This window comes from Streptomyces sp. MAR4 CNX-425, assembly GCF_048656465.1.
In the GTDB taxonomy this organism is placed as follows: domain Bacteria; phylum Actinomycetota; class Actinomycetes; order Streptomycetales; family Streptomycetaceae; genus Streptomyces.
Genome location: NZ_JBMDLF010000021.1, coordinates 1 through 26,595, shown reverse-complemented (window position 1 = coordinate 26,595; position 26,595 = coordinate 1). Strand labels below are relative to the sequence as shown.

At 75.5% G+C, this 26,595-nt stretch carries 21 protein-coding genes and 1 pseudogene; 13 read left to right on the top strand and 9 right to left on the bottom strand.

Annotation, left to right across the window (positions count from 1 at the left end):
• The first annotated feature begins 372 nt into the window (after positions 1-372).
• Both ACHZ99_RS32985 and ACHZ99_RS32980 read left to right on the top strand, forming a co-directional pair.
• A complete protein-coding gene (locus ACHZ99_RS32985) occupies positions 373-624 on the top strand; it encodes a hypothetical protein (protein WP_420308521.1) in 252 nt (83 codons plus the stop codon).
• Between the two features lie 404 nt (positions 625-1,028).
• A complete protein-coding gene (locus ACHZ99_RS32980; RefSeq protein WP_420308522.1) occupies positions 1,029-1,448 on the top strand; it encodes a hypothetical protein in 420 nt (139 codons plus the stop codon).
• Between the two features lie 76 nt (positions 1,449-1,524).
• Here the strand turns inward: ACHZ99_RS32980 and ACHZ99_RS32975 are convergent, their stop codons facing one another.
• From ACHZ99_RS32975 to ACHZ99_RS32965, 3 genes are all read right to left on the bottom strand, one after another.
• Positions 1,525-2,121, bottom strand: a complete 597-nt coding sequence (locus ACHZ99_RS32975) for a hypothetical protein (protein ID WP_420308520.1) — start codon at positions 2,119-2,121, stop codon at positions 1,525-1,527.
• Between the two features lie 135 nt (positions 2,122-2,256).
• Entirely contained in the window at positions 2,257-2,691 is a 435-nt protein-coding gene (locus ACHZ99_RS32970; RefSeq protein ID WP_420308519.1) for a hypothetical protein, read from the bottom strand.
• A 110-nt stretch (positions 2,692-2,801) separates the two neighbouring features.
• The gene (locus ACHZ99_RS32965; RefSeq protein ID WP_420308518.1) at positions 2,802-4,079 is read right to left on the bottom strand and encodes a nucleotide sugar dehydrogenase; all 1,278 of its coding nucleotides are present in this window, start codon (positions 4,077-4,079) and stop codon (positions 2,802-2,804) included.
• A 446-nt stretch (positions 4,080-4,525) separates the two neighbouring features.
• Here ACHZ99_RS32965 and ACHZ99_RS32960 point away from each other — a divergent pair, with 446 nt between their 5' ends.
• From ACHZ99_RS32960 to ACHZ99_RS32925, 8 genes are all read left to right on the top strand, one after another.
• Positions 4,526-6,232 carry a glycerol-3-phosphate dehydrogenase/oxidase gene (locus tag ACHZ99_RS32960; RefSeq protein ID WP_420308517.1) on the top strand — a complete coding sequence of 569 codons (1,707 nt, stop codon included), beginning with the start codon at positions 4,526-4,528 and terminating at the stop codon, positions 6,230-6,232.
• A gap of 177 nt (positions 6,233-6,409) precedes the next feature.
• Positions 6,410-8,689, top strand: coding sequence for a serine/threonine-protein kinase (locus ACHZ99_RS32955; RefSeq protein ID WP_420308516.1), 2,280 nt, complete (start codon positions 6,410-6,412; stop codon positions 8,687-8,689).
• A 137-nt stretch (positions 8,690-8,826) separates the two neighbouring features.
• Positions 8,827-12,906: a protein kinase gene (locus tag ACHZ99_RS32950; protein ID WP_420308515.1), complete on the top strand. Its 4,080-nt coding sequence runs from the start codon at positions 8,827-8,829 to the stop codon at positions 12,904-12,906.
• A gap of 63 nt (positions 12,907-12,969) precedes the next feature.
• Positions 12,970-13,092, top strand: coding sequence for a hypothetical protein (locus ACHZ99_RS32945; RefSeq protein WP_420308514.1), 123 nt, complete (start codon positions 12,970-12,972; stop codon positions 13,090-13,092).
• A complete protein-coding gene (locus ACHZ99_RS32940) occupies positions 13,089-14,147 on the top strand; it encodes a winged helix DNA-binding domain-containing protein (protein WP_420308513.1) in 1,059 nt (352 codons plus the stop codon). Before ACHZ99_RS32945 ends, ACHZ99_RS32940 begins: the two co-directional genes overlap by 4 nt.
• Positions 14,148-14,191: 44 nt before the next feature.
• Positions 14,192-15,844, top strand: a complete 1,653-nt coding sequence (locus ACHZ99_RS32935; RefSeq protein WP_420308512.1) for a serine/threonine-protein kinase — start codon at positions 14,192-14,194, stop codon at positions 15,842-15,844.
• A 90-nt stretch (positions 15,845-15,934) separates the two neighbouring features.
• Positions 15,935-17,560 (top strand): succinic semialdehyde dehydrogenase, encoded by a 1,626-nt coding sequence (locus ACHZ99_RS32930; RefSeq protein ID WP_420308511.1) that lies wholly within the window; start codon positions 15,935-15,937, stop codon positions 17,558-17,560.
• 370 nt (positions 17,561-17,930) lie between these two features.
• A complete protein-coding gene (locus ACHZ99_RS32925) occupies positions 17,931-20,264 on the top strand; it encodes a hypothetical protein (RefSeq protein WP_420308510.1) in 2,334 nt (777 codons plus the stop codon).
• Between the two features lie 43 nt (positions 20,265-20,307).
• On the opposite strand, the gene ACHZ99_RS32920 is transcribed toward ACHZ99_RS32925, so the two are convergent.
• Together ACHZ99_RS32920 and ACHZ99_RS32915 are read right to left on the bottom strand one after the other, a co-directional pair.
• Positions 20,308-20,931, bottom strand: coding sequence for a response regulator (locus tag ACHZ99_RS32920; protein WP_420308509.1), 624 nt, complete (start codon positions 20,929-20,931; stop codon positions 20,308-20,310).
• On the bottom strand, positions 20,928-22,127 hold the full coding sequence (locus ACHZ99_RS32915) for a sensor histidine kinase (protein WP_420308508.1): 1,200 nt from the start codon (positions 22,125-22,127) through the stop codon (positions 20,928-20,930). Before ACHZ99_RS32915 ends, ACHZ99_RS32920 begins: the two co-directional genes overlap by 4 nt.
• Here ACHZ99_RS32915 and ACHZ99_RS32910 point away from each other — a divergent pair.
• Entirely contained in the window at positions 22,051-22,212 is a 162-nt protein-coding gene (locus ACHZ99_RS32910) for an ankyrin repeat domain-containing protein (RefSeq protein ID WP_420308507.1), read from the top strand. The two genes, ACHZ99_RS32915 and ACHZ99_RS32910, sit on opposite strands and share 77 nt — an antisense overlap.
• A 158-nt stretch (positions 22,213-22,370) precedes the next feature.
• Here ACHZ99_RS32910 and ACHZ99_RS32905 read toward each other — a convergent pair whose 3' ends face one another.
• Positions 22,371-23,027, bottom strand: coding sequence for a TetR family transcriptional regulator (locus tag ACHZ99_RS32905; RefSeq protein WP_420308506.1), 657 nt, complete (start codon positions 23,025-23,027; stop codon positions 22,371-22,373).
• 99 nt (positions 23,028-23,126) lie between these two features.
• Here ACHZ99_RS32905 and ACHZ99_RS32900 point away from each other — a divergent pair, with 99 nt between their 5' ends.
• On the top strand, positions 23,127-24,110 hold the full coding sequence (locus ACHZ99_RS32900) for a quinone oxidoreductase family protein (protein ID WP_420308505.1): 984 nt from the start codon (positions 23,127-23,129) through the stop codon (positions 24,108-24,110).
• 55 nt (positions 24,111-24,165) lie between these two features.
• On the opposite strand, the gene ACHZ99_RS32895 is transcribed toward ACHZ99_RS32900, so the two are convergent.
• The 3 genes from ACHZ99_RS32895 to ACHZ99_RS32885 form a co-directional block, all read right to left on the bottom strand.
• A complete protein-coding gene (locus ACHZ99_RS32895) occupies positions 24,166-24,531 on the bottom strand; it encodes a hypothetical protein (RefSeq protein WP_420308504.1) in 366 nt (121 codons plus the stop codon).
• A 140-nt stretch (positions 24,532-24,671) separates the two neighbouring features.
• Positions 24,672-25,370 carry an inositol monophosphatase family protein gene (locus ACHZ99_RS32890; RefSeq protein ID WP_420308503.1) on the bottom strand — a complete coding sequence of 233 codons (699 nt, stop codon included), beginning with the start codon at positions 25,368-25,370 and terminating at the stop codon, positions 24,672-24,674.
• Positions 25,367-26,224 carry a DUF5919 domain-containing protein gene (locus ACHZ99_RS32885; protein WP_420308502.1) on the bottom strand — a complete coding sequence of 286 codons (858 nt, stop codon included), beginning with the start codon at positions 26,222-26,224 and terminating at the stop codon, positions 25,367-25,369. Before ACHZ99_RS32885 ends, ACHZ99_RS32890 begins: the two co-directional genes overlap by 4 nt.
• A 184-nt stretch (positions 26,225-26,408) precedes the next feature.
• Between ACHZ99_RS32885 and ACHZ99_RS32880 the strand changes: the two are divergent.
• Positions 26,409-26,595 (top strand): annotated as a pseudogene (locus ACHZ99_RS32880) (ATP-binding protein); the annotation flags it as partial.

Sequence of the window (26,595 nt, the reverse complement as noted above, 5' to 3'; positions counted from 1 at the left end):
ATGAACCGCTTCATCATGAATAGCAGCAGGCCAGGATGGTGTGCATGGCTGCGGCGGTGGGTCCGATGCGGACGGTGGAGCAGCGTGCTCGCCGCAGGGTTCGCCAGTTCTTGAGCCTGGCGAAGGCACTTTCTCCCGACCCACGGAGGCAGGCGTGGTCGGGGTTGTACTGCTGACAATGGTCGGGGAGGTCGCGGTTGCCGGGCCTGGAGGGAGCGCACCTCGGGGCCACCCGACCATCTGTATGTCAGTCCAACTGCCCAGCCCGACCCTAACGACCGTACCGGATACCGCCTGACCTGGGACGTCTACGCCCCGTCACTCGGGCAGTGGCTGTCCGAGCGGCACGGCACACCCGCCCTGACCCTGCACGTGGCCGTCGAGGAGACCACCTCCGGCCAGCTCGGCCTGGAGACGTTCTACCCCTACACCGGCACGCCCACGGGTGCGGGGTCGTCGGTGGTGAACAACGCCGCCAGCGGGAACGCGGTGTTCTCCTACAACGCGTTCGCCAATCCCGGCCGCGGGCTGAACACCTTCTTCCGCATCTCCTATATGGCAGCACACCCCTCACCGCCGAATGTGGGACAGGGTCCAGAAAACGGTGGATCTGGCGTACGGTGACAGCTATGACCGGCGGCTGACCAGTAGAAATCGCTCCTCGGAGAGATCACTTTCTGGGCACTCGCGCTCACCCCGTGCCGGAGGGCTTCGAGGTCGCCCAGTTCCGGGAAGCGGGTGCGGGTGCGGCCCAACATCGCGCTGAGGTTCGCCCGGGGGACCATTCAGCCCGGCGGGATCTCGAACGTCGTCGGTCGCCATGCGTGCGCTGAGCCGGTGGGGTTGCCGGACCCGGCAGGTCGGGGATGTGTCCAGACCTGGATCGTCACCGGGGGTGTGGGAAGTGTCACGCACCGCGGGTGTGACGTTTCAGCAGGGACCCGGCGCTGTTCAGGTGGAAGGCGCAGCCGACGAGCGTGGAGGGGATGCCCATGGGGCGCACGACCGAGTTACCCGAAGCCGCCGGGATGAGCCGGTACGTGGAGGGGGTGGTGGCCGGGTGGTTGCGGGGGGAGCGGCGGCTGCCGCTGGACTACTCCGTCGAGAGCCTGCGCGTGGCGGACCGGATCGTGGCCGGGATACGGGCCGGGCGGGAGGCCGACGAGCGGGCCGTGGCGCAGGCGTTGCGGGGGGTCGGGGCGTACGTCGGGGAGGTCATGGTCCGCGCCGGGGGCGGGAGCTGGGTGGACCTCGACGGCCGGCAGCGCGACTACTTCGAGCAGCCCGTGGGCGTACGGATGCCGGACGGGCGGGTGTGGAACCCGCTCGGGCGGGCGCTGCGGCGCTACGACCGCGGGAAGGGCGGCAGGGAGTCGCTGTACGTCTTCTACCTGCTGCTGCACGGGCGGGTCGGCGGAGGCCGGACCCTGGGCATCGCGCCGGGTTAGCGCGGCGCCGGCGACGGCGCGGGGCCGGGTACCGCGGCGAACGCGGTACCCGGCCCCGGTGCCGGAGCGCTGCGTCTCAGCCGTTGTTGCTGAGGCGCGCCGAGATGCCGACGGCGGCGAGCGGGGACAGGGCCATGAAGACCCAGGTCATGCCGCCCGCGTCCTCGCGCCAGTCTTTGAACAGGTCACCGAAGTGGTCGGTGAGGATCGTGGTCGTCGAGAGCTGGTCGCCGAACACCTCGCTGGTGATCATGGCGTAGCCGTACATCTCGCCCGCGAAGACGGCGAGGAGGGCGAGGACGCCGCCGACGACCCAGAGGCCGACGTTCCTGCCGCCGAGCTTGCCGATCGCCACGCCGACGAGCGCGCCCACGGCGATCGAGGCGTAGCTGATCTTCGTGATCTCGCCGGTCTCGTCGTCGAAGAGGGCCTTCAGGATGAAGGCGTAGATGACCGCGGCCACGATCGCGGCCACGATCGCGACGCCGACGGCGAGGGCCGGGTTGCCGGCGCGGGGCGGCGGCTGCTGGGCGTAGGGCGGCGGGGCGCTGTACGGCTGCTGGCCCGGAGCGCCGAACGGCTGCTGGCCCGGGGGCTGCTGGCCCGGGGCGCCGTACGGCTGCTGCCCCGGTGTGCCGCCGGGGCCCGGCTGCTGCTGATACGGGTTGGACATGAAGACTTCCCCCCGGAGATAAGGGTCCTGCCGTGCCCGGGGACAGGTGGTGGTGGGCGCGGTCAGTATGACTATGTGCAGGACGCTAACAGTTGAGCGCGGCCCGACAACACTGGCTTAAGGGGAGTCGTGACGCTACTGCGACATCCTGTTTCGAATCTCGGACACTCGCTGGCTGACCAGGAACGCTTCCGCGCCGGCGACCAGAAGGAACGACATGTCGTTCTTCCCGAACACCTCGGCGTTCCAGAAGTCGTACGCGTCGACGGCGTTGGCCGTGCCGAGGTAGACCGCGGTCGCGGTGATCTGGGTGAGGAGTACGCCGACGAGCGCCACCGGGATCGCCAGGAGCGCCGAGCCGCGGGCCTGCTCGCCCGCGCGGCCGACGACGGCGCCGACGAGGAGGCCGAGGGCCAGCGCCCAGTAGCCCAGCTCCAGCGCGCGCTCGCCCGCGAGGCCCTGCGTCACGCCCAGGACCAGCGCGCCCGCCAGGCCGGCGGCGGCGCCGACGGCGAGTGTCGGCAGCAGCCGGGGGCGGCTGTCGGCCGTCGTCATCACCGCGTCACCCATACGGCCGAACGGTAGCAGTTCCGGCGCCCCACCTCCGGTTGCGGCGCCCCGCGAGGCGGGTGATCCGTCCGCTACGCGCCCGCCGCCGCCCGGCCGCGCGCGGCCGCCCCTCACAGCCGGTGCGCGGCCCCCGTCGGCGCCGCGCCCCGCGTGTCCAGCAGCAGCTGCGCCTTCACCGCGAGCGCCTGGAGGTCGTACGTGCGGTGCGGCTGGAGCAGCACCGTCAGGTCCGCGTCGGCCGCCGCCTCGTACAGCGATCCCGCGCGCGGTACGGGCCGACCCAGCACCCGCCACGCCGGGACGTACGGGTCGTGGAACCCGACCCTCGCGCCCAGCTCCGTCAGCCGGGCCGCCACGTCGCTCGCCGGGGTGCGCTCCAGGTCCGCGACGTCCGGTTCGTAGGTGACGCCGAGGAGCAGCACGCGGGCGCCGCGGGCGGACTTGCCGTGCTCGTTGAGGAGCTGGGCGCAGCGCTGGACGACGTACCGCGGCATCCGGCCGTTCACCTCGCGGGCGAGGTCCACCATCCGCAGCGGGTGGTCGGAGCCGGCCGCGGTCCGGCCGCCCGGGTGCGGGACGCGGACGGGGACGCGGTCGGGGTCGACGGGCACCCCGTGGCCGCCGACGCCGGGGCCGGGGCGGAAGCCGTGCGCGGTGCCGAAGGGGCGGGTCTCGGCGCAGCGGATCACGTCCCACAGGTCGATGCCCCGGTCGTGGCAGAACCAGGTCAGCTCGTTGACGAGGGCGAAGTTCACGTGCCGCACGTTGCCCTCCAGCAGCCGCACCGTCTCCGCCTCGCGCGGCCCCCGGGCCCGGACGACCCGGGCCGGGAACCGGCCGTAGAACGCCACCGCCGCCTCCGTGCACGCCGGGGTCAGCCCGCCGACGACCTTCGACGCGGGGGCGGCGCCGGCCGGGTCGAGGGGGCCGGGGGAGTACGCGAGGTGGAAGTCGCGCCCCGCGCGGAGCCCGGAGCCCTGTTGCAGGAGGGGGCGCAGCAGGTCCTCGGTGCTCCCGGGGTACGCGGCGGACTCCAGCAGCACCGTCGTGCGCGGCTTGAGGTGCCGCGCCAGCTCGCGCGCCGCGTCCGCGACCGGCCCGAGGTCGAGCGCCCCGTCGTCGGCGAGCGGGGTGGGTACGCAGATCACGGCGGTACGGGCCCCGCCCAGGTCGGCCGGGTCCGCGGAGGCGCGGAAACCACTGGTCAGAAGCCTGCGTACGGCGGCGGCCGACAGTGAGCCGCCGACCGGCGGGCGGCCGGCGGCGAGGGCGGCGACGGCGCGCGGGTCGGGGTCGTATCCGACGACGGAGAAGCCGGCCGCCGCCGCCTCGCGGGCGAGCGGGAGGCCGTGGTGGCCGAGTCCGATGACGGCGACGTCTGCGGGCATGCTGCGGGCGGTCCTTCCCGTCGGTCCTTCCCGTCGTCCCGCCCCGGGCGGGCTGCGCCCGGGGCGGGAGAGGCTCTTGTCAGGCTACGGGCCTATATGACTGTTATTCAGTATTGGGCGCTTTGCGGGACCTGTGGTGTTGCGCGCACGGTGATCGCGTCCCGCGTGGTGGTGCAGCCGGTCGGGGGCTACGGCGATGCAGGTCGCAGCACCGGTCTGCGCACCGTACGGCCACGGGGTGCGCCCGGGCCTGGCGAGCGGCCGCCTCCCCGCCGCGCCCGACGCGGCGACGGCACCCGGACGCAGCAGGCCACGCCTCGGGGGCGCGTCGCCCCGCACCACCCCGCGGGACGCGCCCCGCACGGTGGCTGTACGCCGCGGGTGCGGACAGAATCGGACGTGGGCACGTGGACTGCCGCAACGGGGCGACAGGACAGGAGGCATCCGTGAAGACAGCGGTACTGGGGCCGGCCGAGCGCGCCGAGGCCCTTGCACAGATGGCGGAGCGCGAGCTGGACGTGCTGGTCGTCGGCGCCGGCGTGGTCGGCGCGGGCACCGCGCTGGACGCGGCGACCCGCGGGCTGGCCACCGGGCTGGTCGAGGCCCGGGACTGGGCGTCGGGCACGTCGAGCCGGTCCAGCAAGCTCATCCACGGCGGGCTGCGCTATCTGGAGATGCTGGACTTCGCCCTCGTCCGGGAGGCGCTGAAGGAGCGCGGGCTGCTCACCGAGCGCCTCGCGCCCCACCTGGTCAAGCCGGTGCCGTTCCTCTACCCGCTCCAGCACCGGGCCTGGGAGCGGGCGTACGCGGGCTCCGGCGTGCTGCTGTACGACGCCATGTCCGTCTCCCGCGCCCACGGCCGCGGCATGCCCGGGCACCGCCACCTGACCCGCACGCACGCGCTGCGCGTCGCGCCGTGCCTGCGCAAGGACGCGCTCGTCGGCGCCCTTCAGTACTACGACGCGCAGGTCGACGACGCCCGCTACGTCGCCTCGCTCGTGCGCACCGCCGCGCAGTACCGGGCGCACGTCGCCAACCGCGCGCGTGTCGTGGGCTTCCTGCGCGAGGGCGAGCGCGTCGTCGGCGCGCGGGTGCACGACCTGGAGCAGGGCGGGGAGTTCGAGGTGCGGGCGCGGCAGGTCGTCAACGCCACCGGGGTGTGGACGGACGAGACGCAGGCGATGGTCGGCGAGCGCGGGCAGTTCCACGTACGGGCGTCGAAGGGCATCCACCTCGTCGTGCCGAAGGACCGCATCCACTCCTCGACCGGGCTCATTCTCCGTACGGAGAAGAGCGTGCTGTTCGTCATCCCCTGGGGACGGCACTGGATCATCGGCACCACCGACACCGACTGGGACCTCGACAAAGCCCACCCCGCGGCCTCCTCCGCCGACATCGACTACCTGCTGGAACACGTCAACTCCGTCCTCGCCGTGCCCCTCACGCGCGACGACGTCGAGGGCGTGTACGCGGGCCTGCGGCCGCTGCTCGCCGGCGAGTCGGACGCGACCAGCAAGCTGTCGCGGGAGCACACCGTGGCGCACCCGGTGCCCGGGCTCGTCGTCGTCGCGGGCGGCAAGTACACGACGTACCGGGTCATGGCCAAGGACGCCGTCGACGAGGCCGTGCACGGGCTCGACCAGCGGGTCGGGCCGTGCGTCACCGAGGACGTGCGGCTGCTGGGCGCGGAGGGCTACGAGGCGCTGTGGAACGCGCGGGCGCGGACGGCGGCCCGCACGGGGGTGCACGTCGTCCGGGTGGAGCACCTGCTGAACCGGTACGGGTCGCTGGCCGACGAGGTGCTGGAGCTGATCGCCCGGGACCCGTCGCTGGGCGCGCCGCTGACCGGCGCGGACGACTACCTGCGCGCGGAGGTCGTGTACGCGGCTTCCCACGAGGGCGCGCGCCATCTCGACGACGTGCTCACGCGGCGCACCCGCATCTCCATCGAGACCTTCGACCGCGGCACGCAGTGCGCCGCCGAGGTCGCCGAGCTGATGGCGCCGGTCCTGGGCTGGGACCGGGACCAGGTCGAACGGGAGGTCGCGCACTACGAGAAGCGGGTGGAGGCCGAGCGCGAGTCGCAGCGGCAGCCCGACGACCAGACGGCGGACGCGGCGCGGCTGGGAGCGCCGGAGATCGTGCCGCTGTAGCGGCGCGGCCGCGGGCCGTTCCGGCGGCTCCGGGCCCTGCCCCGGCGGGCGTTCGCCCGGGCCGGGCGGCGGGGCGGGAGCGGAAGATCGATCAGGGCAAACGTCGCCCGCGGACGGGGGTGTCCGTGCCATGCGACACAATGGAGGTCTTGCCGGGGTGAATCGCTGAGGGGATCGATGGGGCGCGAAGGGGACGGCGCGACGGGTCGGCTGGTGGCCGGCCGTTACCGGCTCGGAGAGGTGCTCGGCCGCGGCGGCATGGGCACCGTCTGGCGCGCCACGGACGAGGTGCTGGGCCGCGCGGTCGCGGTCAAGGAGCTGCGCTTTCCCACCAGCGTGGACGAGGACGAGAAGCGCCGCCTCGTCACGCGAACGCTCCGCGAGGCGAAGGCGATCGCCCGGATCAGGAACACCGGCGCGGTCACGGTCTACGACGTCGTGGACGAGGACGACCGCCCGTGGATCGTCATGGAGCTGATCGAGGGCCGCTCGCTCTCCGACGCCACCCGCGACGACGGCCCGCTCACCCCGCGGCGCGCCGCCGAGGTCGGCCTCGCCGTGCTCGACGTGCTGCGCTCGGCCCACCGCGAGGGCATCCTGCACCGCGACGTGAAGCCGTCGAACGTGCTCATCTCCGACGACGGCCGCGTCGTCCTCACCGACTTCGGCATCGCGCAGGTCGAGGGCGACCCGTCGATCACGACGACGGGCATGCTCGTCGGCGCCCCGTCCTACATCTCGCCCGAGCGCGCCCGCGGGCAGCGGCCGGGGCCCGCGTCCGACCTGTGGTCGCTCGGCGGGCTGCTGTACGCCGCGGTGGAGGGCCACCCGCCGTACGACCTGGGGTCGGCCATCGCCACCCTGACCGCCGTCATGACCAAGCCCATCGACCCGCCCAAGAACGCCGGTCCGCTGGAGGACTGCATCTACGGGCTGCTGCGCAAGGACCCCGACGAGCGGCTCGACGACGCGGGCGCGCGGGCGCTGCTGCGCGCCGTCGTCGACGCGCCGGAGGACGAGCCGGACGGGCCCCCGGAGGCGACGGCGCCGACGCGGGTGGTGCCGCTGCCGGTGGCGCCGGACGCGGGCGCCGGGGAGCCGGGCGCGGTGCCGGCGCAGGCGCGGCGGAAGAAGGCGGTGCGGAGAAAGGCGGAGCGCGGGGACGCGGCGGGGGCCGGGTCGGCGGCGGGTACGGAGGCGGAGCCGCGCGACCGGCGGCGTGGAGCGGGGCGCGGCTCGACGGCCGGGGGTGCCGCCGCTTCGGGTGCCGGGGCGCGGGCCGCGGCGCCGGCCCCGCCGCGGACGCCGCCGCAGGCGCCGCCGCGGCCCGAGTCCCGGCCCGGTACGCCCGAGCGGCCGGCGTCGCCGCCGCGGCAGGCGGGCGCGGGTGACGCGGGCCGGTCCGGTGCGGCCGGGGCGTCCGGCGCGGAGGCCGGGTCCGCGGGCGCCGGGTCCGACGGTTCGGATGCCGCCGGGTCCGGGGCCGGGTCAGGGTCAGGGAGTTCGGGGTCCGGTGCGTACGCCGCCGGGGCCACCGCCCGTACGACGGCCGCCGCCCCACCGCCGCCGGCCGGCGCGCCCGCGGCCCGGGTGCGGGCGGGCGCCGGCGCGCTCTCGGCGCGGGTGGCCGCGCTGCCCCGGCGCACGTTGGTGATCATCGCCGCCGTGGTGGCGCTGGCGGTCCTCGGCACGGTCCTCGCCGTCGCGTGGGGCGGCGGCGACTCCGGCTCCGGCTCGTCCGGCAGCGACGGCGGGCAGAGCGCCGGCGCGGGCGCGCAGGACGCCAAGGACGCGAAGCAGGGCAAGGACGGGGCCGGTTCCGGCAAGGACGACGCCCAGGACGGGAAGCGCGGGCAGCAGGACGACGACGGCGGCGCGGCCGGCGACGGGGACGACGGCGCCGGCGGCCCGGGCGCCGACGACGACGCGGGCGAGGGTGAGGACGGCGGCAAGGGCGACGGCAAGGGCGACGGCCAGGACGGCGCCGGCCTCCCCGACGGCTACGCGACCGTCACCGAGCCGGAGTTCAGCTTCTCCGTCGGCCTCCCCGACGGCTGGCAGCGCACCGCCACCTCGCCGGGCGGCGGCGGCGCGATCTTCAGCGGGTCCTCCCGGTTCCCGCGCATCCAGATCGACTTCACGTCCCAGCCCAACAACACCCCGGGCGGAGCCCTGTCGAACTGGCGCGACATAGAGGACGCCGTGCGGTCGTCCAGCCCCGGCTACCGCAAGCTCTCCATGAAGGAGATCGAGTGGCGCGGCTACCCCACCGTCGCGGACTGGCAGTTCAGCCGCATACAGGACGGCCGGCGGATAAGGGTCCTGGACCGCGGATTCGCCGTGGACGACACCCACGGCTACGCGATAATGATCAGCTGCCCGGAGGACGAGTGGGACGGCGCGGAGTGCCGCCGACTGCGCGCCACGGCGTTCGAATCCTTCAAGCCGGTGGACTAACCCGCGCGAGCGGGGCGCATACCCACCGTTGAGCACGTATCGTGATGTCTCGCGGACCGTACGCATCCGGACCAGGCTGAATACCGACCGCATTCGGCCCGGTCCCAGGCTCATCGCGCGGTTGTGGGGAGGCGTTCGTGGACGACTACGCGGGCCGGGTGCTCGCCGACCGTTACCGGCTACCGGCTGCCGTCGACGCCGAACCCATCCACACGCGCGCATTCGACACCTACAGCGGGCAGGACGTCCTCATCGGGCAGGTGCCGCTGCCGGAGGTCGTCGAGGCCGAGCTGATAGAGGAAGACGGCGGCGCCGACCCCGCCGGGCACGGGGGCGGCGGCGCGGGCCGCGGCGGGGCCGCTTCGGCGGTGCAGCGGGCCATGGACGCCGCCCGCGCGGCGGCGGCGATCCCCGACCACCCGCGGCTGGCGCAGGTCTTCGACGTCTTCGAGGAGGGCGGCAGCCTCTGGATCGTCAGCGAACTGGTGCCCGCGCGGACGCTCGAAGGGCTGCTGGCGGAGCGGCCGTTGAGCCCGTACCGCGGGGCGGAGGTCGCGGCGGACATCCTGACGGCGCTGCGCGCGCTGCACGCGCACGGCTGGACCCACCGGAACATCACGACGCGCACGGTGCTCGTCTGCGACGACGGCCGGGTGGTCCTCACCGGGCTGGCGTCGGGCGCGGCGGAAGAGGCGCTCTGCGGGTACGACCCGCTGCCCCCGCCGCCGGGCCGCAGCGAGCCGCCGCGGCCCACGGGCAGCCCGGGCCCGCCGCCGGGCGCGGCACCGCAGGCCCCGGGCGGGCCCTCCGTCGGCGGCGAGCCGTACGGCGACCCGGCGGACGGCCGCCTGCCGCAACTCCCCGACCCGGCCACGGGGTTCCTCCCGGCGCAGCACGCTCAGCAGGAGGCGGGGCGGCCCGACGCGGGTGTCTTACCCCCGGGGTGGGACGACGACCCGGGGCCGTACGGCCCGTACGGCGACGGTGACGGGGGCGGTGCCGTCGACGGCGCGGACGCCCGGGGCGGCGCGGGCCCGTACGGCACACCGCCGTACGACGAGGACGACGAGGTGTGGCGCTCGGCTCCGTACGGGGCGGGAGGCGGTCCCGCCGGCGGGCGGGGCGCGCAGGGCGCGCGCGGCGGTCCGGGGTACGGGGACGCGCCGGGAGCGGCCGGGCCGGACGACGAGAGCGCGGACGAGTGGCCGTTCGGCGCGTGGCAGCGGGGCGGAAGCGGCGCCGGTGAGCCCGGGGGGCCCGGAGGGCCGGGCGGGCCGGGTGCCGGTGCCGCGGCCGGTCGACGGCCGGGACCGGCGGAGCCCGGTGGCGCGCAGGGGCAACGGCCGCAGGGCGGTCGGCCCGCCGGGGCCCCGGGCGGGCAGCAGGCAGGCGGGGCCCGGGGCGGGCCCCCGCCCGGCGCTCAACAGGCAGGTGCGGCTCACGGCACCCCCGGCAGCGGCGCCGGCGGCCCCGGGGCGCCGGGTGGCCGGGGTGCGGGCCAACGGCCTTATGTGGGTCGGCAGCAGGGCGGTCAGCGGCCTCCCGGCGGGATGCGTGACGGCGGCCCGGGGTACGGGAACCCGGCGCCGGAGGCCGCGCGGCGGCCCGCGGGGCAGGCCCCCGGGGGCGAGCAGAGCGGCGACCCCCTACCCGCGGCCCGGGCCGGGGTGATGGCCGCGTACCAGGCCGGTACGCGAGCCGCCGAGGCGCGCATCGCCGCGGGCAGCGGCGGTGCGGGCGGCGGTGCGGGCGGCGGCGGTGCCGCTGGGGCAGGGCCGCAGTCGCCCGGGCGCCCGGCGGTGCCGGGGCAGTCGGCGCGTACGCCCGCGGCCGGTCCGCGCGCGGGGGCGGCCGGACCGGCGTACAGCGACCGCATCGACATCGGCGGCAACCGCGCGGCGCCGGGCGACGGCGCCGACCCGCCGCCGCAGGCGGCCGGTTCACCGGACGCGGGCGCCCCCTGGGACGACCTGCCGCACGACGTGGACGGGGACGGGGACGGCTACGACGAGTACGGCACGGCGGACGCGTACGGCTCCGCGCGGGGCGGCGGGCCGGGGGCCGGTGGGTCTGGCGCGTATCGGAGCGCGGGGACACAGGGCCCGGGCGTCCCCGGTGGTGCTGTGGGCGGCGGGTCCGGCGGGTACCAGGGCGCGGGGGCGGCCGGTGGTTCCGGTGTGCCCGGTGGGGCTCCTGGTCCGGGGCGCCCCGGTGGCGGGCCTCCCGTGCCGGGTGGTGCCGTGGGCGGTGGAGCCGGCGGGTACCAGGGCGCGGGGGCGGCCGGTGGGCCCGGTGGTGCTCGTGGTGCGGGGCCCGGCGCATACGGCGGGCCCGGAGCGCCCGGTGGTGCCGCGGGTGGCGGGTCCGGCGCGTATCAGGGTGCGGGCGCGCCCGGTGGTTCCGGTGTGCCCGGTGGTGTTCGCGGTGCGGGGCCCGGGGCGTATGGGGGACCCGGCGGGGCTCCCGCGTCCGGCGGTGACCGTGGTCCGGGGCGGCCCGGCGGTGCTCGTCCGCCCGGTGCGTACGGCGGGCCCGGCCCCTCCGGCGGCGGCCCCGGCGCCCCGGGGCCGGGCGGCACCTCCGCGTCCGGCGGCTCCCACGCGCCCGGCGGCCACGGCGGCCCCGGCCACGGCGGCTCCTCCGCGCCCGGTGCCTACCGGGGCTCCGGCGCGTACCCCGGCGCCGGGCAACCCCGCGCTCCGCACGGCACCCCCGCCGCGCCGCCCTTCGCCGACCCCGAGCCCGAGCCCCACTTCCTCCCCGGCGGCGCCGCCTACGGCGGCAGCCTGCCCGGCGTACGGCCCGGCGCCTCCATCGCCGTGCCCGTCGGCGCGCAGACCGTGCCCGCGCCCCGCGGCGAGCAGCCCGGCACCGAGGCCGGCGGGGCCACCCGCTACCCCGGACCCGGCACCCGGCTCGCCGCCGAGCGGGCGCGGCAGACCCGGATGCAGGTCGTCGGCGCCGTCACCGAGCGCTGGGCGCCCGAGCAGGCCGGGCCGGTCCACGAGCACTGGCAGCTGGCGCCGCCCGTCGGCCCCGCCGCCGACCTCTGGGCCCTGGGCGCCCTGCTGTTCCGCGCCGTGCAGGGGCATCCCGCGTACCCCGAGGAGGACGTCGCCGAGCTGGTGCAGCTGGTCTGCGCCGAGCCCGCCGCGCACGCCGAGGAGTGCGGGGCCCTGCGCCCGGTGGTGGAGTCGCTGCTGCGCCAGGACCCCACCGAGCGGCCGGACTTCGAGGAACTGCGCGGCTGGCTGCGCTCCCTGATCCGCACCGCGCCCGAGCCGGGCATCGGCAGCCGTACGGTCACCGTGCCGCAGCAGGGCACCGGCCGTGGCGGCGATCCGCGGCGCCTGCCGATACTGCGCCGGCGCGGCGAGCTGATGCGCCGCCGGCGCGCCGGCAAGGCGCCGGTTCCGGTGCACGCGAAGCACAGGCGCCGCCGTTCGCGCCGCGGCCCCCGCGGCCCGCGGAGCCTCGGCCGTACGCTGATCGCGCTGATCTTCGTCGCCATGGCCGGCGCCATCGCGTACGCGGCGATGTTCATGCCGCAGGCCGAGGAGGGCACCGGCAACCAGCGCGGCGTGGTCGGCGCCGGGCAGGGCGACGAGCCGGGGGAGTCGGCGGCACCGACCGGCGACGGTTCCGGGCAGGACGAACCGGAGGAGCGCCGGCAGCCCAAGGAGTCCGACGACCCCGGCAAGCCGGACAACGGCGAGCGGAACGGCGGCGCGAGCGGCGGTGCCGACGGCGGAGCGGACTCCGCGCTGCCCGACGGCTTCACCCTCCGCGAGGACCCGGCCGGCTTCGAGGTCGCCGTCCGCGAGGACTGGCAGCGCGTCGGCGGGAGCGACGGCCAGGTTCGCTACGTCGGCGGGGACTACGAGCTCGTTGTCGTCCCCGGCCGCGACGGCGTCGGCGAGTTCGGCAGCGACCCGATGGCGTACCAGCAGCAGAGCGAGCCCGAGCTGGACCCGTACCGCGACGCGGCGTGGGCGCAGGCCGAGGGGCTGCGGCAGATCGAGGTCGGGCAGCGGGTGATGGCGGAGGGCGAGTTCGACTGGACGGAGAGCGGGGGACAGCAGATTCACGCGCGCAACCTGGCGATGATCTGGGACGACAGCTACCACGTGGTGCTGCTGATCGGGCCGGACGGCAAGGACGCGGAGGTGGAGCGGTTCCACCGGATCGCGGCGGAGAGCTACCGGCCGACGAAGTGAGGGCGGCGGCGGGGCCCGCCGCGGCCCCTCCCCGCCCCCCTCTGTTCCGCTACTGTCCCGCCCATGCCGGACCAGGCCGCCCCGCCCGCCCGCCGCGGCACCGCCCGCGCCGTCGGCGCCGTCTGCGCTGCCCGTACCGCCCGTACCGCCCCCCGCCCCCGCGGCGCGGAAGGGCGGGAGCGGTGACCGGGGGCGGCGGCGGTGACGTCCTCGCGCGGGCGCGCTCGCAGTGCCTCGCCGGGGGCGTGCGGTGCACCGGCGCCGAGGAGGTGGCGGAGCGCGTCTTCGCCGTGCAGGCGCAGGACCTCGACGCCGCGGCGCTCGGCCTCCGCGCCCGCTCGTACGGGCTCACCCGCACCGCCGTGCGCGCGGCGCTGGAGGAGCGGCGGACCCTGTTCCGCGGCTGGTTCATGCGCGGCACGCTCCAGCTCGTACCCGCCGCCGACGCGCACTGGCTGCTCGCGCTCTACGGCCCCCGCCTTTGCTCCCGTGCCCGCCGCCGCTACCGCGACCTCGGCCTGGACGAGGCGCTGCGCGAGCGCGCGGAGCGCGTCGTCGCGGACGCGGTCGCCGCGCACGGCCCGCTGACCCGCGCCGAGCTGACCGAGCGGCTGGCCCGCGTCGGCGTCGCGCCGGACGGGCAGGCGCCGGTCCACGTCATCCGCGGGGCGGCGCTCGCCGGGCTGGTCTGCCACGGGCCGCTGCGCGCCGGCGAGCCCACGTACGTCGCGCTGCGCGACTGGCTGCCGCCCCCGGCCGGGCCGCAGCCGGCCGGCGACGCCGCCGTGGGCGAGCTGGTACGGCGCTACCTGCGCGGCTACGGGCCCGCCGGCCCCGATGACTTCGCCGCCTGGTCCGGTCTCCCCGCCGGCGCGGCCCGCCGGGTGTGGCCGGAGGCGGCACCCCCGGCGGCGTACGCCCCGCCCGGCCCGGGAGCGGCCCCGCCCGGCCCGGGAGCCGCGCCGCCCGCCGCCGACGTCCGGCTCCTGCCCGCGTACGACAACTACTGGCTCGGCTGGCGCGACCGCGACGCCGCCATTCCGCGCGCCTTCGTCCGGAGTGTCCGCCCCGGCGGTGGCCAGATTCGCGCGGCTGTTACTGTCGACGGCTGTGCGGTCGGCACCTGGACCCGCCGATCGCGCGGAAACGTGCAGGTCAGTACGTTCGCCGAGGGCCCCGACCGGGTTCCGGCGGATGTCACGGCGGAGGCCGCCGATGTCGCACGTTTTCTACAGAGTTGATATCCAGGGGAGCGACCGCGCGGTAGTGCGCTATTGATGGTGCCATGACCAACGAGGGGGACAAGGTGGGGAACGAGCCCACGAGCTACGGCCTGCGGCCACCGCACGAGCACGCCGACGCCGCCGCCAGCGGCGGCGGTGCCGGCCCCGCGGGCCCCGCCGCGCAGCAGCCCGTGCCCACGCAGGTCGTCGCCGACCCCGCGGCGGGCCGGCTCCTCGGCGGGCGCTACCGCCTGGCCGCCCGCCTCGGCGTCGGCGGCATGGGCACCGTGTGGCGCGCCCACGACGAGGTCGTCGACCGCGACGTCGCCGTCAAGGAGCCGCGGCTGCCCGACCACCTCGACGAGCGGATGCGCGCGACGGTGTACGAGCGCATGCAGCGCGAGGCCCGCGCCGCCGCCCGTATCGACCACCCCTCCGTCGTCACCGTGCACGACGTGGTGGTGGAGGACGGCAAGCCCTGGATCGTGATGGAGCTGGTCCGCGGCCGCTCCCTCGGCGACCAGCTCACCGAGGGCACCCTCGACCCGCGCGAGGTGGCGCGCATCGGCGTCGCCGTCCTCGGCGCGCTGACCGCCGCGCACGAGGCGGGCATCCTGCACCGCGACGTCAAGCCCGACAACGTGCTGCTCGGCCGGTACGAGCGCGTCGTGCTCACCGACTTCGGCATCGCGCAGATCGAGGGCGAGCAGGGCCTCACGGAGACCGGCGCGTTCGTCGGGTCGCCGGAGTTCATCGCGCCGGAGCGGGTGCTCGGCCAGCGGCCGGGCCCCGAGTCGGACCTGTGGGCGCTGGGCGTCGTGATGTACGCGGCCGTCGAGGGCATGTCCCCGTACCGCCGCCAGACCGCGCCCGCGACGCTCCAGGCGGTGCTCTCCGCCGAGCCGGCGCCCCCGGCGCGCGGCTCCGGGGCGCTGGGCACCGTCGTGATGCAGCTGCTCCGCAAGGACCCGGCGGCGCGGCCGCCGGCCGACGAGGTGCGCCGGCAGTTGGAGGCGGTGGCCCGGCCGGCGCCGGCGGCGCCGACGATGCTCGCCACGGCCCCCGGCGCCCCGGGCGGCGGCACCGGCGGCACCGGCGGGCGCGGCGGGAAGCTGGCGGCGGCGCTGCCCAAGCGCCGCGGCGCGCGGCTGGGCGTGCTGGGCGGGGCGGTCGCCGTGGCGGCGGCGCTGGTGCTGGCGCTCGTGAACCCGTTCGGCGGCGGCGACGACGTACCCGCGGGCTGGCGGACGTACGACGAGAAGGAGCAGCTGAACGCGTCCCTGGCGGTGCCCGAGGACTACAAGCGCAGCGTCGACGACGGCACGGTCACGTACTCCGACCCGGGCGGCATGCCGCGGCTGTGGGTCACCCGCTCCTCCGGCTACGACGACAACGTGCTGCGCGAGGCCAACGAGGACCTCGACTGCGACACCGGCGAGGACATCGAATGCACCGCGCTGGGCGACGACGTCGCGGGCACGGTGAGCGAGTACGAATACCGGGGCAAGGACGCCGCCCATCTGGTCGTGAACTGGACGCACGACGCGGGCTTCGACACCGAGGCCAAGCTGCGCCGGCAGGAGTTCTTCTACGTCAACGACGACAACATCGGCTGGCACCTGACCGTGGAGATGCCGGCCGCGGGCGAGGGCAAGCGGGACGGCGAGCGGATCTTCGAGGGGGTCGTCGACTCGCTGGACATCAAGGACATGTGACGGACCCGGCCGTATGAGCCAGCGATCGCTGGCGGAATTCGGTTACCGGCGGGTACCCAAAGGGCCCGCCGGAGTCCTACCCTCGGCCTTATGACGGAGACCGCCGTAGGCAACCCCACCGCTCCCGCTTCCGACGGCGCCCGCACCGCCGCCGCCGTCGCCGCCGAGTTCGTCACGCCCGCGCTCGTGGAGCGCCTGACCCGCGGTGTCACCGGCTCCGGCACCGTCGCCGTCCGCTCCCCGCTCACCGGCGAGGTGCTGGCCGAGGTGCCCGAGGCGGGGCCCGCCGACGTCGTCGCCGCGTTCGAGCGCGCCCGCGCCGCGCAGCGCGCCTGGGCGGCCCGTCCCGTACGGCAGCGGGCCGCCGTGCTGCTCCGCTTCCACGACCTGCTGCTGCGCGACCAGGACGAGGTCCTCGACCTCGTCCAGCTGGAGACCGGCAAGGCGCGGCTGCACGCGCACGAGGAGGTGCAGGCCGTCGCCCTCGCCGCCCGCCACTACGGCCGCCGCGCCCCCGCCTACCTCGCCCCCCGGCGGCACACCGGCGCCCTGCCGACCCTGACCAAGGTCACCGAGCTGCGCCACCCGCGCGGCGTCGTCGGCCAGATCGCGCCGTGGAACTACCCGCTCGAACTCTCCGTCGGCGACGCCCTGCCCGCCTTCGCCGCCGGCAACGCGCTCGTCATGAAGCCCGACTCCAAGACCCCGCTGACCGCCCTGTGGGCGCGCCGGAAGCTGGTCGAGGCCGGGCTGCCGGAGGACGTGTGGCAGGTCGTGACCGGCCCCGGCGGCGTCGTCGGCCCCGAGGTCGTCCGGCACGCCGACTACGTCTCCTTCACCGGCTCCACCCGCACCGGCCGCGAGGTCGCCCAGGGCGCCGCGGCCCGGCTCGTCGGCGCGTCGCTGGAGCTGGGCGGCAAGAACCCCATGCTGGTGCTCGCCGACGCCGACGTGGAGAAGGCGGCGGCGGGCGCGGTGCGCGCCGCGTTCGCGTCGGCGGGGCAGCTGTGCATCTCCGTCGAGCGGCTGTACGTGCACGCCTCGATCGCCGACGCCTTCCTCGCCCGCTTCGTCGCCCGGACGAAGGCCCTGCGCCTGGGCAACACCCTCGGCTACGGCGCCGACATGGGCTCCCTCGTCAGCGCTCAGCAGCTTCAGACCGTCACCCGGCACGTGGAGGAGGCGGTCGGCAAGGGCGCCGAGGCGCTGGCCGGCGGCCGGGCGCGGCCGGATGTGGGCCCGTACTTCTACGAGCCGACGATCCTCGACGGCGTCGAGCCCGGCATGACCGTCTGCGACGAGGAGACCTTCGGGCCCGTCGTCTCCGTCTACCGCTTCAGCGACGAGGACGACGCCGTCGCCCGCGCCAACGCCACGCCGTACGGGCTCAACGCCAGCGTGTGGACGAAGGACGGGCGCCGGGGCCGCCGCGTCGCGGCGCGGCTGGAGACCGGCACGGTGAACGTCAACGAGGGCTACGGGGCCGCGTACGGCAGCGTGCAGGCGCCCATGGGCGGGATGAAGGACTCCGGGCTCGGCCGCAGGCACGGCTCGGAGGGGATCCTGAAGTACACGGAGGCGCAGACGGTGGCGCAGCAGCGGGTGGTGCCGCTGGCGCCGTTCGCGCTGGGGCCGCTGCGGTACGACGACGACAAGGGGTACGCGGCGTTCATGAGCCGCGGGCTGCGGGCGATGAAGGCGCTGCGGTTCCGCTGAGCGCCCCGGCGCCGCTGCGGGGCGCGCCGGGCGCGCGGGGCGCGGATACGGGGACGGCCGGCCCGGGCGTCCCCGGGGCCGGCCGCATCCCTGTCGTGACCGGACCGCTGTCCCCTGCCGCCCGGTCACCGCGCCCGGCCCAACGAGCGGTGACCCGTGCCGGTCACGGCACCCGGGCGCCGACCGGGTGACCGGAGAGAACGCATTTGCCCACTCCTGCCCCCTGTGCTGAAACCGTTCTGTGACCGGATGTTCCCGACCGCCCGTCGGATATCGGATCGTCACCGTAGGAGGTCTGGAACGCGGGGGTTCGTATGGCCTTGAATGCAGTGCCATGCACTTCCTCCGGCCCCTTGTGACGTTCCCGCGCGTGGTGCGCCACTACTCCTGGGTCGGTGCCGACCTGCCCCTCGACGACGACGTCCTGCTGGACGCCCCCGGGCCCTGCGTGCGCGCGGTGCTCCCGGCCGCCGGGGCGGGCGATTTCCGCCCCGCCCGCGAACTCCTCGCCGCCGCCGGGCGGGCCGCGGAGTGGGAGCGCCGGGACACGTTCGTCGCGGAGCTGGCCACCGCGGCGCTCGACGACGACCGCTGGCTGCGGCGCTGGCGGGAGTCCGACGCGGAGTGCGGGGACGCGGCCGTGGTGGAGGCGGAACGGCTGCTGCGGGCGCGGTGGGCGGCGGAGTTCCGGGCCCGGCGGCGGCGGTTCGACGGCTGGGGGGTACGGCGCCGGGGCGGGCCGGCGCGGGGTGCGGACGCGGACGTGGACGCGGGGGACGCGGGGGAAGGGGAGCCGGGGCCGGGCGGAGTGGCGGACGCGGAGTCGTGGCCGTGGTACGGGGTGCCGGGCGCGGGGCCGGGGTACGGCGGGGCCGGCGCGGGGTCGGCGCCGGGCGGGGGAGCCGGTAGCGGGCGGCCGGGCGCGGGCGCTGGCGCGGGCGCGGGCTCCGGCGGTGGCGCGGGGGCGGACTCCGGCGCCGGAACGGGGGGTTCGGCGCCGGGTTCCGGCCGGGGCCCCCGTAGCGGAGCGGCCGGCGGCGCGGGCGGCGGTGACAGGGACGGCGGCGGCGCCGGGCGGCGGGCGCGGGGCGCGTACGGGGCGGGCGGGCTCTCCGGCACGGACCCCCGGGCGGTGCTGCGCGACGTGCTGCCCCTCGTCCGGCTGGCCGCGGCGCGGGCGCCCGCCGACCCCGTACCGTGGCGCATCGCCCTCGACCACGCCACCGCCGTACGGGCGCCGCGCGAGGCGTTCGTCGCCCGGTTCGCCGAGGCGGTGCTCCGCGCGCCCGGCCACCACGGCGCGCACGTCGCGGCGCTGCGCTACCTCGCGATCGTCGGGGAGGCGGACGTCGAGGAGCTGATGGTCTTCGCGGAGGAGTCGGCGGAGGAGGCGCTGCCCGGCTCCCTGCTGCACGGGCTGCCGCTGGAGGCCGCGGTGCTGGGCGCGTGCCGGGAACGCGTCGGGCTGCCCGGCGGCCCCGACGCCGGCGACGCCCCCGACTCGTCGACCACCTGGGCCGTCGAGCGCGCGCTGGAGCTGTCGGCCCACTACGAACCGGGCGACGCCGAGGCCGCCGGCTTCCGCAACTGCCTCGCCGCCGCCCTCGTCCGCGCCCGGCGCTGGGACGAGGCGCTGGAGGTCTTCCGCGCCGTCGGCTCCGACGCCCGCGGCGGCCCCTGGGCGCAGCCCGGCGACGACGCCGAGGCCGTGCGCCGCCGCTTCCTCCTCGCCCGCCAGGAGGTACGGGCCCAACTCGCCCGGCGCGTCCCGCTGTTCGGCTCCCGGCCCGACAACGCCCCCGGCCCGGGGGCGCTGTTCGGGCCCTCCGGCGCGGGGACCGGCGCCGGTCCCGGGATCGGGGCCGGGATCGGGATCGGCACCGGTTCCGGCCCCGGCGCGGTGCCCGAACCGGTCCCGTACGCCGGCGTCGTCGTGTGCACCGCGCCGCCGTCCGCGGTCGCCAAGGCGGTGCACACGGCCGGTCTGCGCCTCCGCCTCGGCGCCGCGGGCGGCGCCCGCACCTGCGCCCAATTGCGCCGCCCGCGCCCCGAACCCGCCCACGCCCCCGTCCGCGCGCCGGGCCGCGCCCCGACCCGCTGGCCCCGGGGCCGTACGGCGAGGGCGGAGCCGCCCGCGCCCGAGGCGCTGCTCGCCGCGGCGGAGGCGCTGACGCGGGGCGAGCCGTGGCCGGCGGTGGCGCTGTACGCGGCGGACGGCGTGGCGGGGATCGCGGTGTACCGGGGCGGGGAGCGGACCGCGGAGTTCACGTGGCGGGCGTCCGGCACGGCGTCGGTGACGGCGACCGTCCGGGGGGTGGCGCCGAGCGCGTCGCCGGGGGGCGGCGGTGGCGCGGAGACCGCGGGCGCCGCCGGTGCGGGCACCGGCAGGGGTACGGGCAACGGGGCGGCGGGCCGCCGTACCGGCGCCACTACGGGCGGCGGCCCGGAGCGGGCGCCGGGGGACGGCACCGCGCGCGTGGCGCAGTTCACGGAGGTACGGGACACGGCGGAGGCCATCGCCGCCGCGCTGGCCGTGGCCGACGCCCGCCCGCTGACCGGAGTCCTGCGCACGGCGGGCACCCGGCGCGCCCGCAGCACGCTGGCGGAGGCGCTGCACAGCGTCGGCCTGCCGGAGCTCGCCCCGATCTTCGAGACCGCCTCCCCGGCGGACCCCGCGAAGCCGGGCCCGGACCCGCTGCCCTGAGCGGCCCCGCACCCCGGCGCCCGTCCCCCCGCCCCCGGCGCCCTCACCCCAGCAGCCGCCGCTCGTTGGCCACCGCCACCGCGGCCGCCCGCGAGTCGACGCCCAGCTTGTCGTAGATCCGGCCCAGGTGCGTCTTCACCGTCGCCTCGCTGATGAACAGCGCCCGCGCGATCTCCCGGTTCGAGCTGCCGCGGGCCAGCTGCGCCAGGATGTCGCGCTCGCGGTCGGTCAGCGCCGGACGCGGCGTGCGCAGCTGGGCCAGCACGCGGTCCGCCACCGGCGGGGAGAGCACCGTGCGGCCCTCGGCCGCCGCGTGGATCGCCGAGAAGAGCTCCTCCGGCCGCTCCGCCTTCAGCAGGTAGCCCGTCGCGCCGGCGGCGACCGCGCGGGTGATGTCCGCGTCCGTGTCGTACGTCGTGAGCACCAGCACCCGGGTGCCGGGGAGTTCGGCGACGATGCGGCGCGTGGCCGTCACGCCGTCCATGCCGGCGCCGAGCTGGAGGTCCATCAGCACGACGCCGGGCCGCAGCTTCGCCGCCGCCGCCAGCGCCTCCTCGCCGGTACCGGCCTCGCCGACGACGTCGATGCCGGGGGCGCTCGCGAGCAGGGCGAGCAGACCGGCGCGGACGACGGCGTGGTCGTCGCAGAGCAGTACGCGGACGGTCATGGCCAGGTCCCTTCCCTCTCCGGCACCGAATCCTGCCCGCCCCCGGCTCCACCACCGCCGCCCCCGTGGCCACCGCCGCCCCCGTGGCCTCCGGTCGGCACCGCCGCCGACAGCACCGTCCCCTCGCCCGGCGCCGACTCCACCGTCAGCTCCCCGCCGACCTGCCGCAGCCGCGCCCGCATCGCCGGCAGCCCGTGGCCGCGGGCGGCGCCCGGGCCGGGGACCGTGCCGGGGTCGAAGCCGCGGCCGTCGTCGGCGACGTCCAGCACCACCTGGTCGCCGAGGTCGCTGAGGGTCAGCGCCACGTGCGCGGCGCCGGCGTGCTCGCGGGCGTTGGCGACCGCCCCCTGCGCGACGCGCAGCAGCGCCGCCCGCGTACGCTCCGGCAGCTCCGGCGGCGTACCGTCCTGCCGGAACACGACCTCCGGACCGCCCTCCCGTGCCGCCAGCCGCGCCAGCGCCTCCGCCAGCCCGCCGCCGCCCGCGAGGTCGGCCGGGGTCAGGTCGTGGACGAAGCGGCGGGCCTCCGCCAGGTTCCGGTCGGTGACGGCCGCGGCGGTCGCGACGTGCCGCATCGCCGCGCCGGGGTCGGTCCGCCACGTACGCTCCGCCGCCTGCAACAGCATCCGCTGACTGGAGAGGCCCTGCGCCAGGGTGTCGTGGATCTCGGCGGCGAGCCGCTGCCGCTCGGCGAGGGTGCCCTCGCGGCGTTCGGTGGCGGCCAGCCGGCGGCGGGTGCGTACCAGGTCGTCGATCAGCGCGCGCTGGCGGGCGGACTGCCGCTGCATGGAGACGAAGACGGCCGCGGCCAGCGCGGCGACCGCGGGCGGGCCGAGGACGAGAATGGGCAGGTCGCCGCTGTTCCCGGCGATGCGCAGCTGGGCGCCGACGACGAGGACCGTCAGCCCGCCGATCAGCCACAGCGCGGCGCGGGCCGGCAGGATCCGCAGCGCGGCGTAGAAGAGCGGCACCCCGCTCCAGGCGAAGCTGGGCGCGCACACGACGAGCACCACCCACACCCCCACCAGCACCCCCAGCCACCCACGGCCCGCCGCCCAGCACACCGACATCGACGTCGACCACGTCAACGACCTCGGCTGGACCGCGCTTCTCGAAGCCGTGATCCTCGGCGACGGCGGCAAGGACCACCAGGAGGTCGTCGCCCTCCTCCTCGCCGCCGACGCCGACCCCGCCATCGCCGACAGGGACGGCGTGACCCCGCTCCAGCACGCCCGCAACCGCGGTTTCACGGAGATCGCCGCCCTGCTGGAACGCGGCTGACCGACGAGGGGGCCGTTCGGTCCCGCAACGCCGGGGCCGTCACCGCCTGGCCCGGACGTCGTTCCCGGTGGATCACCCTCGTGAGGGGCGACGGCGAAGCCCGGCCCCGCGAGGGCGAAGGTGCGGTACGGACCGCTCGCCCGAGGGGGTCCCGGTGCTCAGTCGCCGTCCATCACCGTGACCCCGACGGCGACGGCTTGCAGCAGCCGGGTGAGGCGCGGTGCGAAGTCGAGGGCGACGTGTCCCCAGCGGGGGTTCTGGGCGTACAGCTCGGCGAGGGTCGGTGTGGGGTGGGAGATCTGCCACAGGTGCGCGGTGAGACCGAGCGCCGCGGCGACCAGCTCCTGCGCCTGGGCGGTCGTCAGGGTCCGGGAGGAGGCGGTGAGGGCGTCGATGATGTCGTCGTAGGCGGTGAAGGAGTTGGTCTTGTAGCGCCGGGCCCGCTCGATGTCGACCTCGCCCTCCAGGCTGAGCGGCACGTGGGTGAGCAGGTCGCAGAAGAGGGGCTCGGCGGTGAGGGTCGCGGCCACGGCGGCGGCGGACTCGGCGGGGGTCAGGTCCCGGGCCTCCGCCAGGTGGGCGGCGAGGCCGTCGCGCCACTGGCCCCACCCGCGTTCCGCCAGCTCCAGCAGCAGTTCCTCCTTGCTGGCGAAGTACCGGCGCACAGCCGACGGGTGCAGGCCGGCGGCCTCCGTCACGGCCGCGAGCGTCACGTGCCGTACCCCTCCGCGGGCGGCGGCGAGGGTGCGCGCGGCGGCGAGCAGGTCCTCGGTGCGGCGGAGCTTGGCCTCGGGGGACCGTGCGCGGCTGTGCATGGCCCCACTTTAACGCATGCGAGGTGCGTTAAAGCCGGAGGCGTGGTAGCATGAATAACGCAACCAGATTGCGTTAATTCTGTCAGGCTGGAGACCCTCATGCATGCCGCCGTAGCCACGGACTTCGGTTCACCCGACGTCCTCGTACCGACCGATCTCCCCGACCCCGCGCCCGGCCCCGGCCAGGTCGCCATCGACGTCACCCACGCCGCCGTGGGGCTGATCGACGTCTACCTCAGGCAGGGCCTGTACAAGGACCAGCCCGGGCTCCCGCAGCCGCCCTACGTGCCCGGACTGGAAGTGGCCGGCACCGTCCGCGCCCTGGGCGAAGGGGTGGAGGGACTGCGGGTCGGCGAGCCGGTCGTGACCCTGTCGGGCAACGGGGCGGAGGGAGGCTACGCCTCCGTCGCGCTCGCGGACGCCGCGCTGACCGCGAGCCTCGACGGCACCGGCGCCGATCCCGCCCTCGCGGTCGCGGCCGTGCCCAACGCCGCGACCGCCTACCTGGCACTGACCGAGGTGGCACACCTCAAACCCGGCGAACGCGTGCTGGTGCACGGCGCGCTGGGCGGCCTGGCGTCGGCCTTCCCGGGCGTGGCCCGAGCCCTGGGCGCCGCCGGCGTGACGGGCACGGTGCGCCGCTCCTCACTGGACCGCGCGCGTGCCTCCGCACTGCCCTACGACGAGGTGGTCGCCGCCGACGACCTCGCCGAAGCCGTCGGCGACCGCCGTTTCGACGTCGTCGTGGACCCCGTCGGCGGCCGGGTGCGCACGGACAGCCTGGGCGTGATGGCCCCGATGGGGCGGATGCTGCTGGTGGGCAACGCCAGCGGCGACTGGCAGCACACGGTGCCCACGAACGCCCTCTGGGGCGGCAACCTCGCGCTCCTCGGCTACGCGGTCGGCTTCCACCTCCCCCACCACCCGGAACTGGCCCACCCCGCGGCCCGCGCCGCCCTGGAAGCGGTCCGGAAGGGCCTGGTGCCGATCGACGTCCAGACCCTCCCGCTGTCCGAGGCCGCGCAGGCTCACCGCCTTCTCGAAAACGGATCGGTCGGCGGAAGAATCGTGCTCACCCCCTGAGCGCCACCCCGCCGGGGCCGGGCAGGTCGGCGGCGCGATCCGGTCGACGAGGAATCTACGGGGTGGCTGCCTTCTCGATGGCGTCGAAGATGTCCGCGTCCGTCTCCTGCTGCCACCCGGGAAGCTCGGGCCAATCCGCCACGTAGCCCGGCTTCGGGTCCTCGATGCGGTGGTAGATCTGCGCGATCCAGCAGGTCGCGACGAAGCGCCCGCGTTGTTCCCTGCTCAGCCGACTCGTACCACCGCCGGAGAGCTCGACGAACTCACGCACCTGACGGCACACGGCCGCCGCGGACTCCCGCTCCCAGTCCGGGGTCTCCTCCCACGGCGTGATGTATCCGGGTTTCGGCTCGCCGGGAAAGTGCTTCCGGACACCCGCAATCCACGCCTCGCGAAAGATACGGCCTTCCTCGACGTCCACGGATTTCCCTTTCACCTTGAGGTCTTCAGCGTGGTCACGATTGCACCCCGGTGGTTCACTGTTCCTGCACCAGGGAAAGAACCCCGGGAAGCAGACCCGGAGTCACGGCAATGGTCTCGTCGGAGTCGATGTCGTGTGCTTCACCGGATGCGGAGACGACACGCGCCCCGGCTTCGCGTGCGATCACGACGCCCGCCGAGGTCCCAGGGGTTATTGGACATGATGACGCTCGCGTCGGTTTTCCCCTCCGCGACCCACACCAGGTCCAGGGCTGCTGTTCCCCACATCCGGATCCGCTGGACCCGTCCCGCAAGGCGCTCGGTAATCGCCAGCCGTCGCTCGTTGCGCACTTGTGCGCCGGTGCCGACGGCGTAGTCGCCGATGGAAACGATGGCGGCGTTGAGGTCTCGGGTGCCGCTGGCCTGGATCCGCCTGGATCCGCAGAATGCCCCGCCGCCTTCGGTGGCATGATACCGAGCATTCATGAACGGCAGATCGACAACACCGAGCACACATCGTTTACCGTCGAAGAGTCCCAGGGAAACGCAGCAGAGAGGAATCCCGCGAACAAAGTTCGCGGTCCCGTCCACCGGATCCAGAGCCCACAGGAACCGCCCTTCCTGCGGCGACTTCCCTTCCTCCTCGCCCACGAAGGAGATGTCCGGGGTCAAGTCGGCCAGATAGTGACGTACCGATGCCTCGACTGCGAAGTCGACCTCGGACGCCATGTCTCGGTCGCCTTTGGCCGTGATCTCGCCGGGGTCGCGGCTGACGACAATGGATCTGGCGAGTTCGACGGCGCCGTCGGCGATTTTGAGCAGATCCGGTAGATCGGTCATAGAGGTGTCGCTCGATCCCAGAGTGAGACGAAGACTTGCTCGAACGTATGGAACAACTCGCCGCCGTGCTTCCTGCGTTCGGCCAGAAAAGTCGGAGAATCTACTCCACGGGACTGCGGAAGATACGGCTGAATCACCCCGGTCGAGTCGTCGATCAGGATGATGTTGAATCGAATAGTCTCGGCGGAGACGCCGATTTCCACCCGGTCGCGTGCTTCCGGTGTCAACAGGGAACGCACACGTTCCTTCATGATCTTGAGGTTGATTTCAGTGAGACCGGCCAAGAATCCGGTTTCGTACCCTTCCTCCTGCTCGCGTACCTTCATGGCTTCGCTGTCCGGGTCGAGGAAGAGCGGCTGAAATCGTGTCCCGGATTCGACTAAGCGTCGAATTTGCGTGTCTGCGTAGTGCTGAGTCAACAGGTTCAGTGAGAGCCCGCTGGCTCGCACGACTGAAGCGTTTTCGATCATTTTGTACAGGGGTACCTCGGACAGGAACTGTGGCCTGGACATGAACACGCCTGCCAGGTCGAGGTGCCGGCTCTCTTCGCTTGGAGTCCGCCGATGTTCTCCCGAGCCCTCTCTTGGATCTTCTGTCCGAGAGCAGGGCGTGAAAAGCTCTTCGACGGACCAGCCGGGGAACATGGCCTCAAGAACTCTGCAAGAATCAGTGCGAGGCTTTCCGCTCCGCAGGTCCCCCTTGAGCCACCGGTAGAACTGAGCATGGCCAGGGTGGCTGCCGGTTAGTCGATTGTCAATTCCCGCGGCGACCCTCTCCCATTCCTGACAGAAGCCCGTGTAGCTCAGGTGGCGTTCCTGGATCAACGCCTTGATGGCCACCACTTCATCGCCCATGGATCGCCTCATCCTTGGCTGTTCAGGTCGCTCATGCTACCCCAAGTGAGACTTGGAAGATACAAGATGAGACCACGGGGAGCGAAGGTGAGATTCGGCAGGTATCGAAATGCGACGAGCTGCAATGCCACCGTGAGGCATGACCAGAGCAGTCAATCGAACACCAGCTTTGAGGCGAAACCAGATGCCGAGCACGGTGACCGAACGTTCGGACCCTTTCGAAACGCACGTGGTGAAGTGGCAGTGGCGGCGGCATCCGCGGTGCGTGGGGCTGGCGCGGGCGCAGTTGCGCAAGGCGCTGACCCGGTGGGGGATGGCTGGGATCGCGGAGCCGGCGGTGCTGGTGGTGTCGGAACTGGTGACCAACGCAG

Excerpts from the sequence above, each read along its gene's own strand:
- ACHZ99_RS32980 (WP_420308522.1), top strand. The coding sequence starts at position 1,029 with ATGAGCCGGTACGTGGAGGGGGTGGTGGCCGGGTGGTTGCGGGGGGAG.
- ACHZ99_RS32975 (WP_420308520.1), bottom strand. The coding sequence starts at position 2,121 with ATGTCCAACCCGTATCAGCAGCAGCCGGGCCCCGGCGGCACACCGGGG.
- ACHZ99_RS32970 (WP_420308519.1), bottom strand. The coding sequence starts at position 2,691 with ATGGGTGACGCGGTGATGACGACGGCCGACAGCCGCCCCCGGCTGCTG.
- ACHZ99_RS32965 (WP_420308518.1), bottom strand. The coding sequence starts at position 4,079 with ATGCCCGCAGACGTCGCCGTCATCGGACTCGGCCACCACGGCCTCCCG.
- ACHZ99_RS32955 (WP_420308516.1), top strand. The coding sequence starts at position 6,410 with ATGGGGCGCGAAGGGGACGGCGCGACGGGTCGGCTGGTGGCCGGCCGT.
- ACHZ99_RS32945 (WP_420308514.1), top strand. The coding sequence starts at position 12,970 with ATGCCGGACCAGGCCGCCCCGCCCGCCCGCCGCGGCACCGCCCGCGCC.
- ACHZ99_RS32935 (WP_420308512.1), top strand. The coding sequence starts at position 14,192 with ATGACCAACGAGGGGGACAAGGTGGGGAACGAGCCCACGAGCTACGGC.
- ACHZ99_RS32930 (WP_420308511.1), top strand. The coding sequence starts at position 15,935 with ATGACGGAGACCGCCGTAGGCAACCCCACCGCTCCCGCTTCCGACGGC.
- ACHZ99_RS32920 (WP_420308509.1), bottom strand. The coding sequence starts at position 20,931 with ATGACCGTCCGCGTACTGCTCTGCGACGACCACGCCGTCGTCCGCGCC.
- ACHZ99_RS32915 (WP_420308508.1), bottom strand. The coding sequence starts at position 22,127 with ATGGCGGGGTCGGCGTCGGCGGCGAGGAGGAGGGCGACGACCTCCTGG.
- ACHZ99_RS32905 (WP_420308506.1), bottom strand. The coding sequence starts at position 23,027 with ATGCACAGCCGCGCACGGTCCCCCGAGGCCAAGCTCCGCCGCACCGAG.
- ACHZ99_RS32900 (WP_420308505.1), top strand. The coding sequence starts at position 23,127 with ATGCATGCCGCCGTAGCCACGGACTTCGGTTCACCCGACGTCCTCGTA.
- ACHZ99_RS32890 (WP_420308503.1), bottom strand. The coding sequence starts at position 25,370 with ATGACCGATCTACCGGATCTGCTCAAAATCGCCGACGGCGCCGTCGAA.
- ACHZ99_RS32885 (WP_420308502.1), bottom strand. The coding sequence starts at position 26,224 with ATGGGCGATGAAGTGGTGGCCATCAAGGCGTTGATCCAGGAACGCCAC.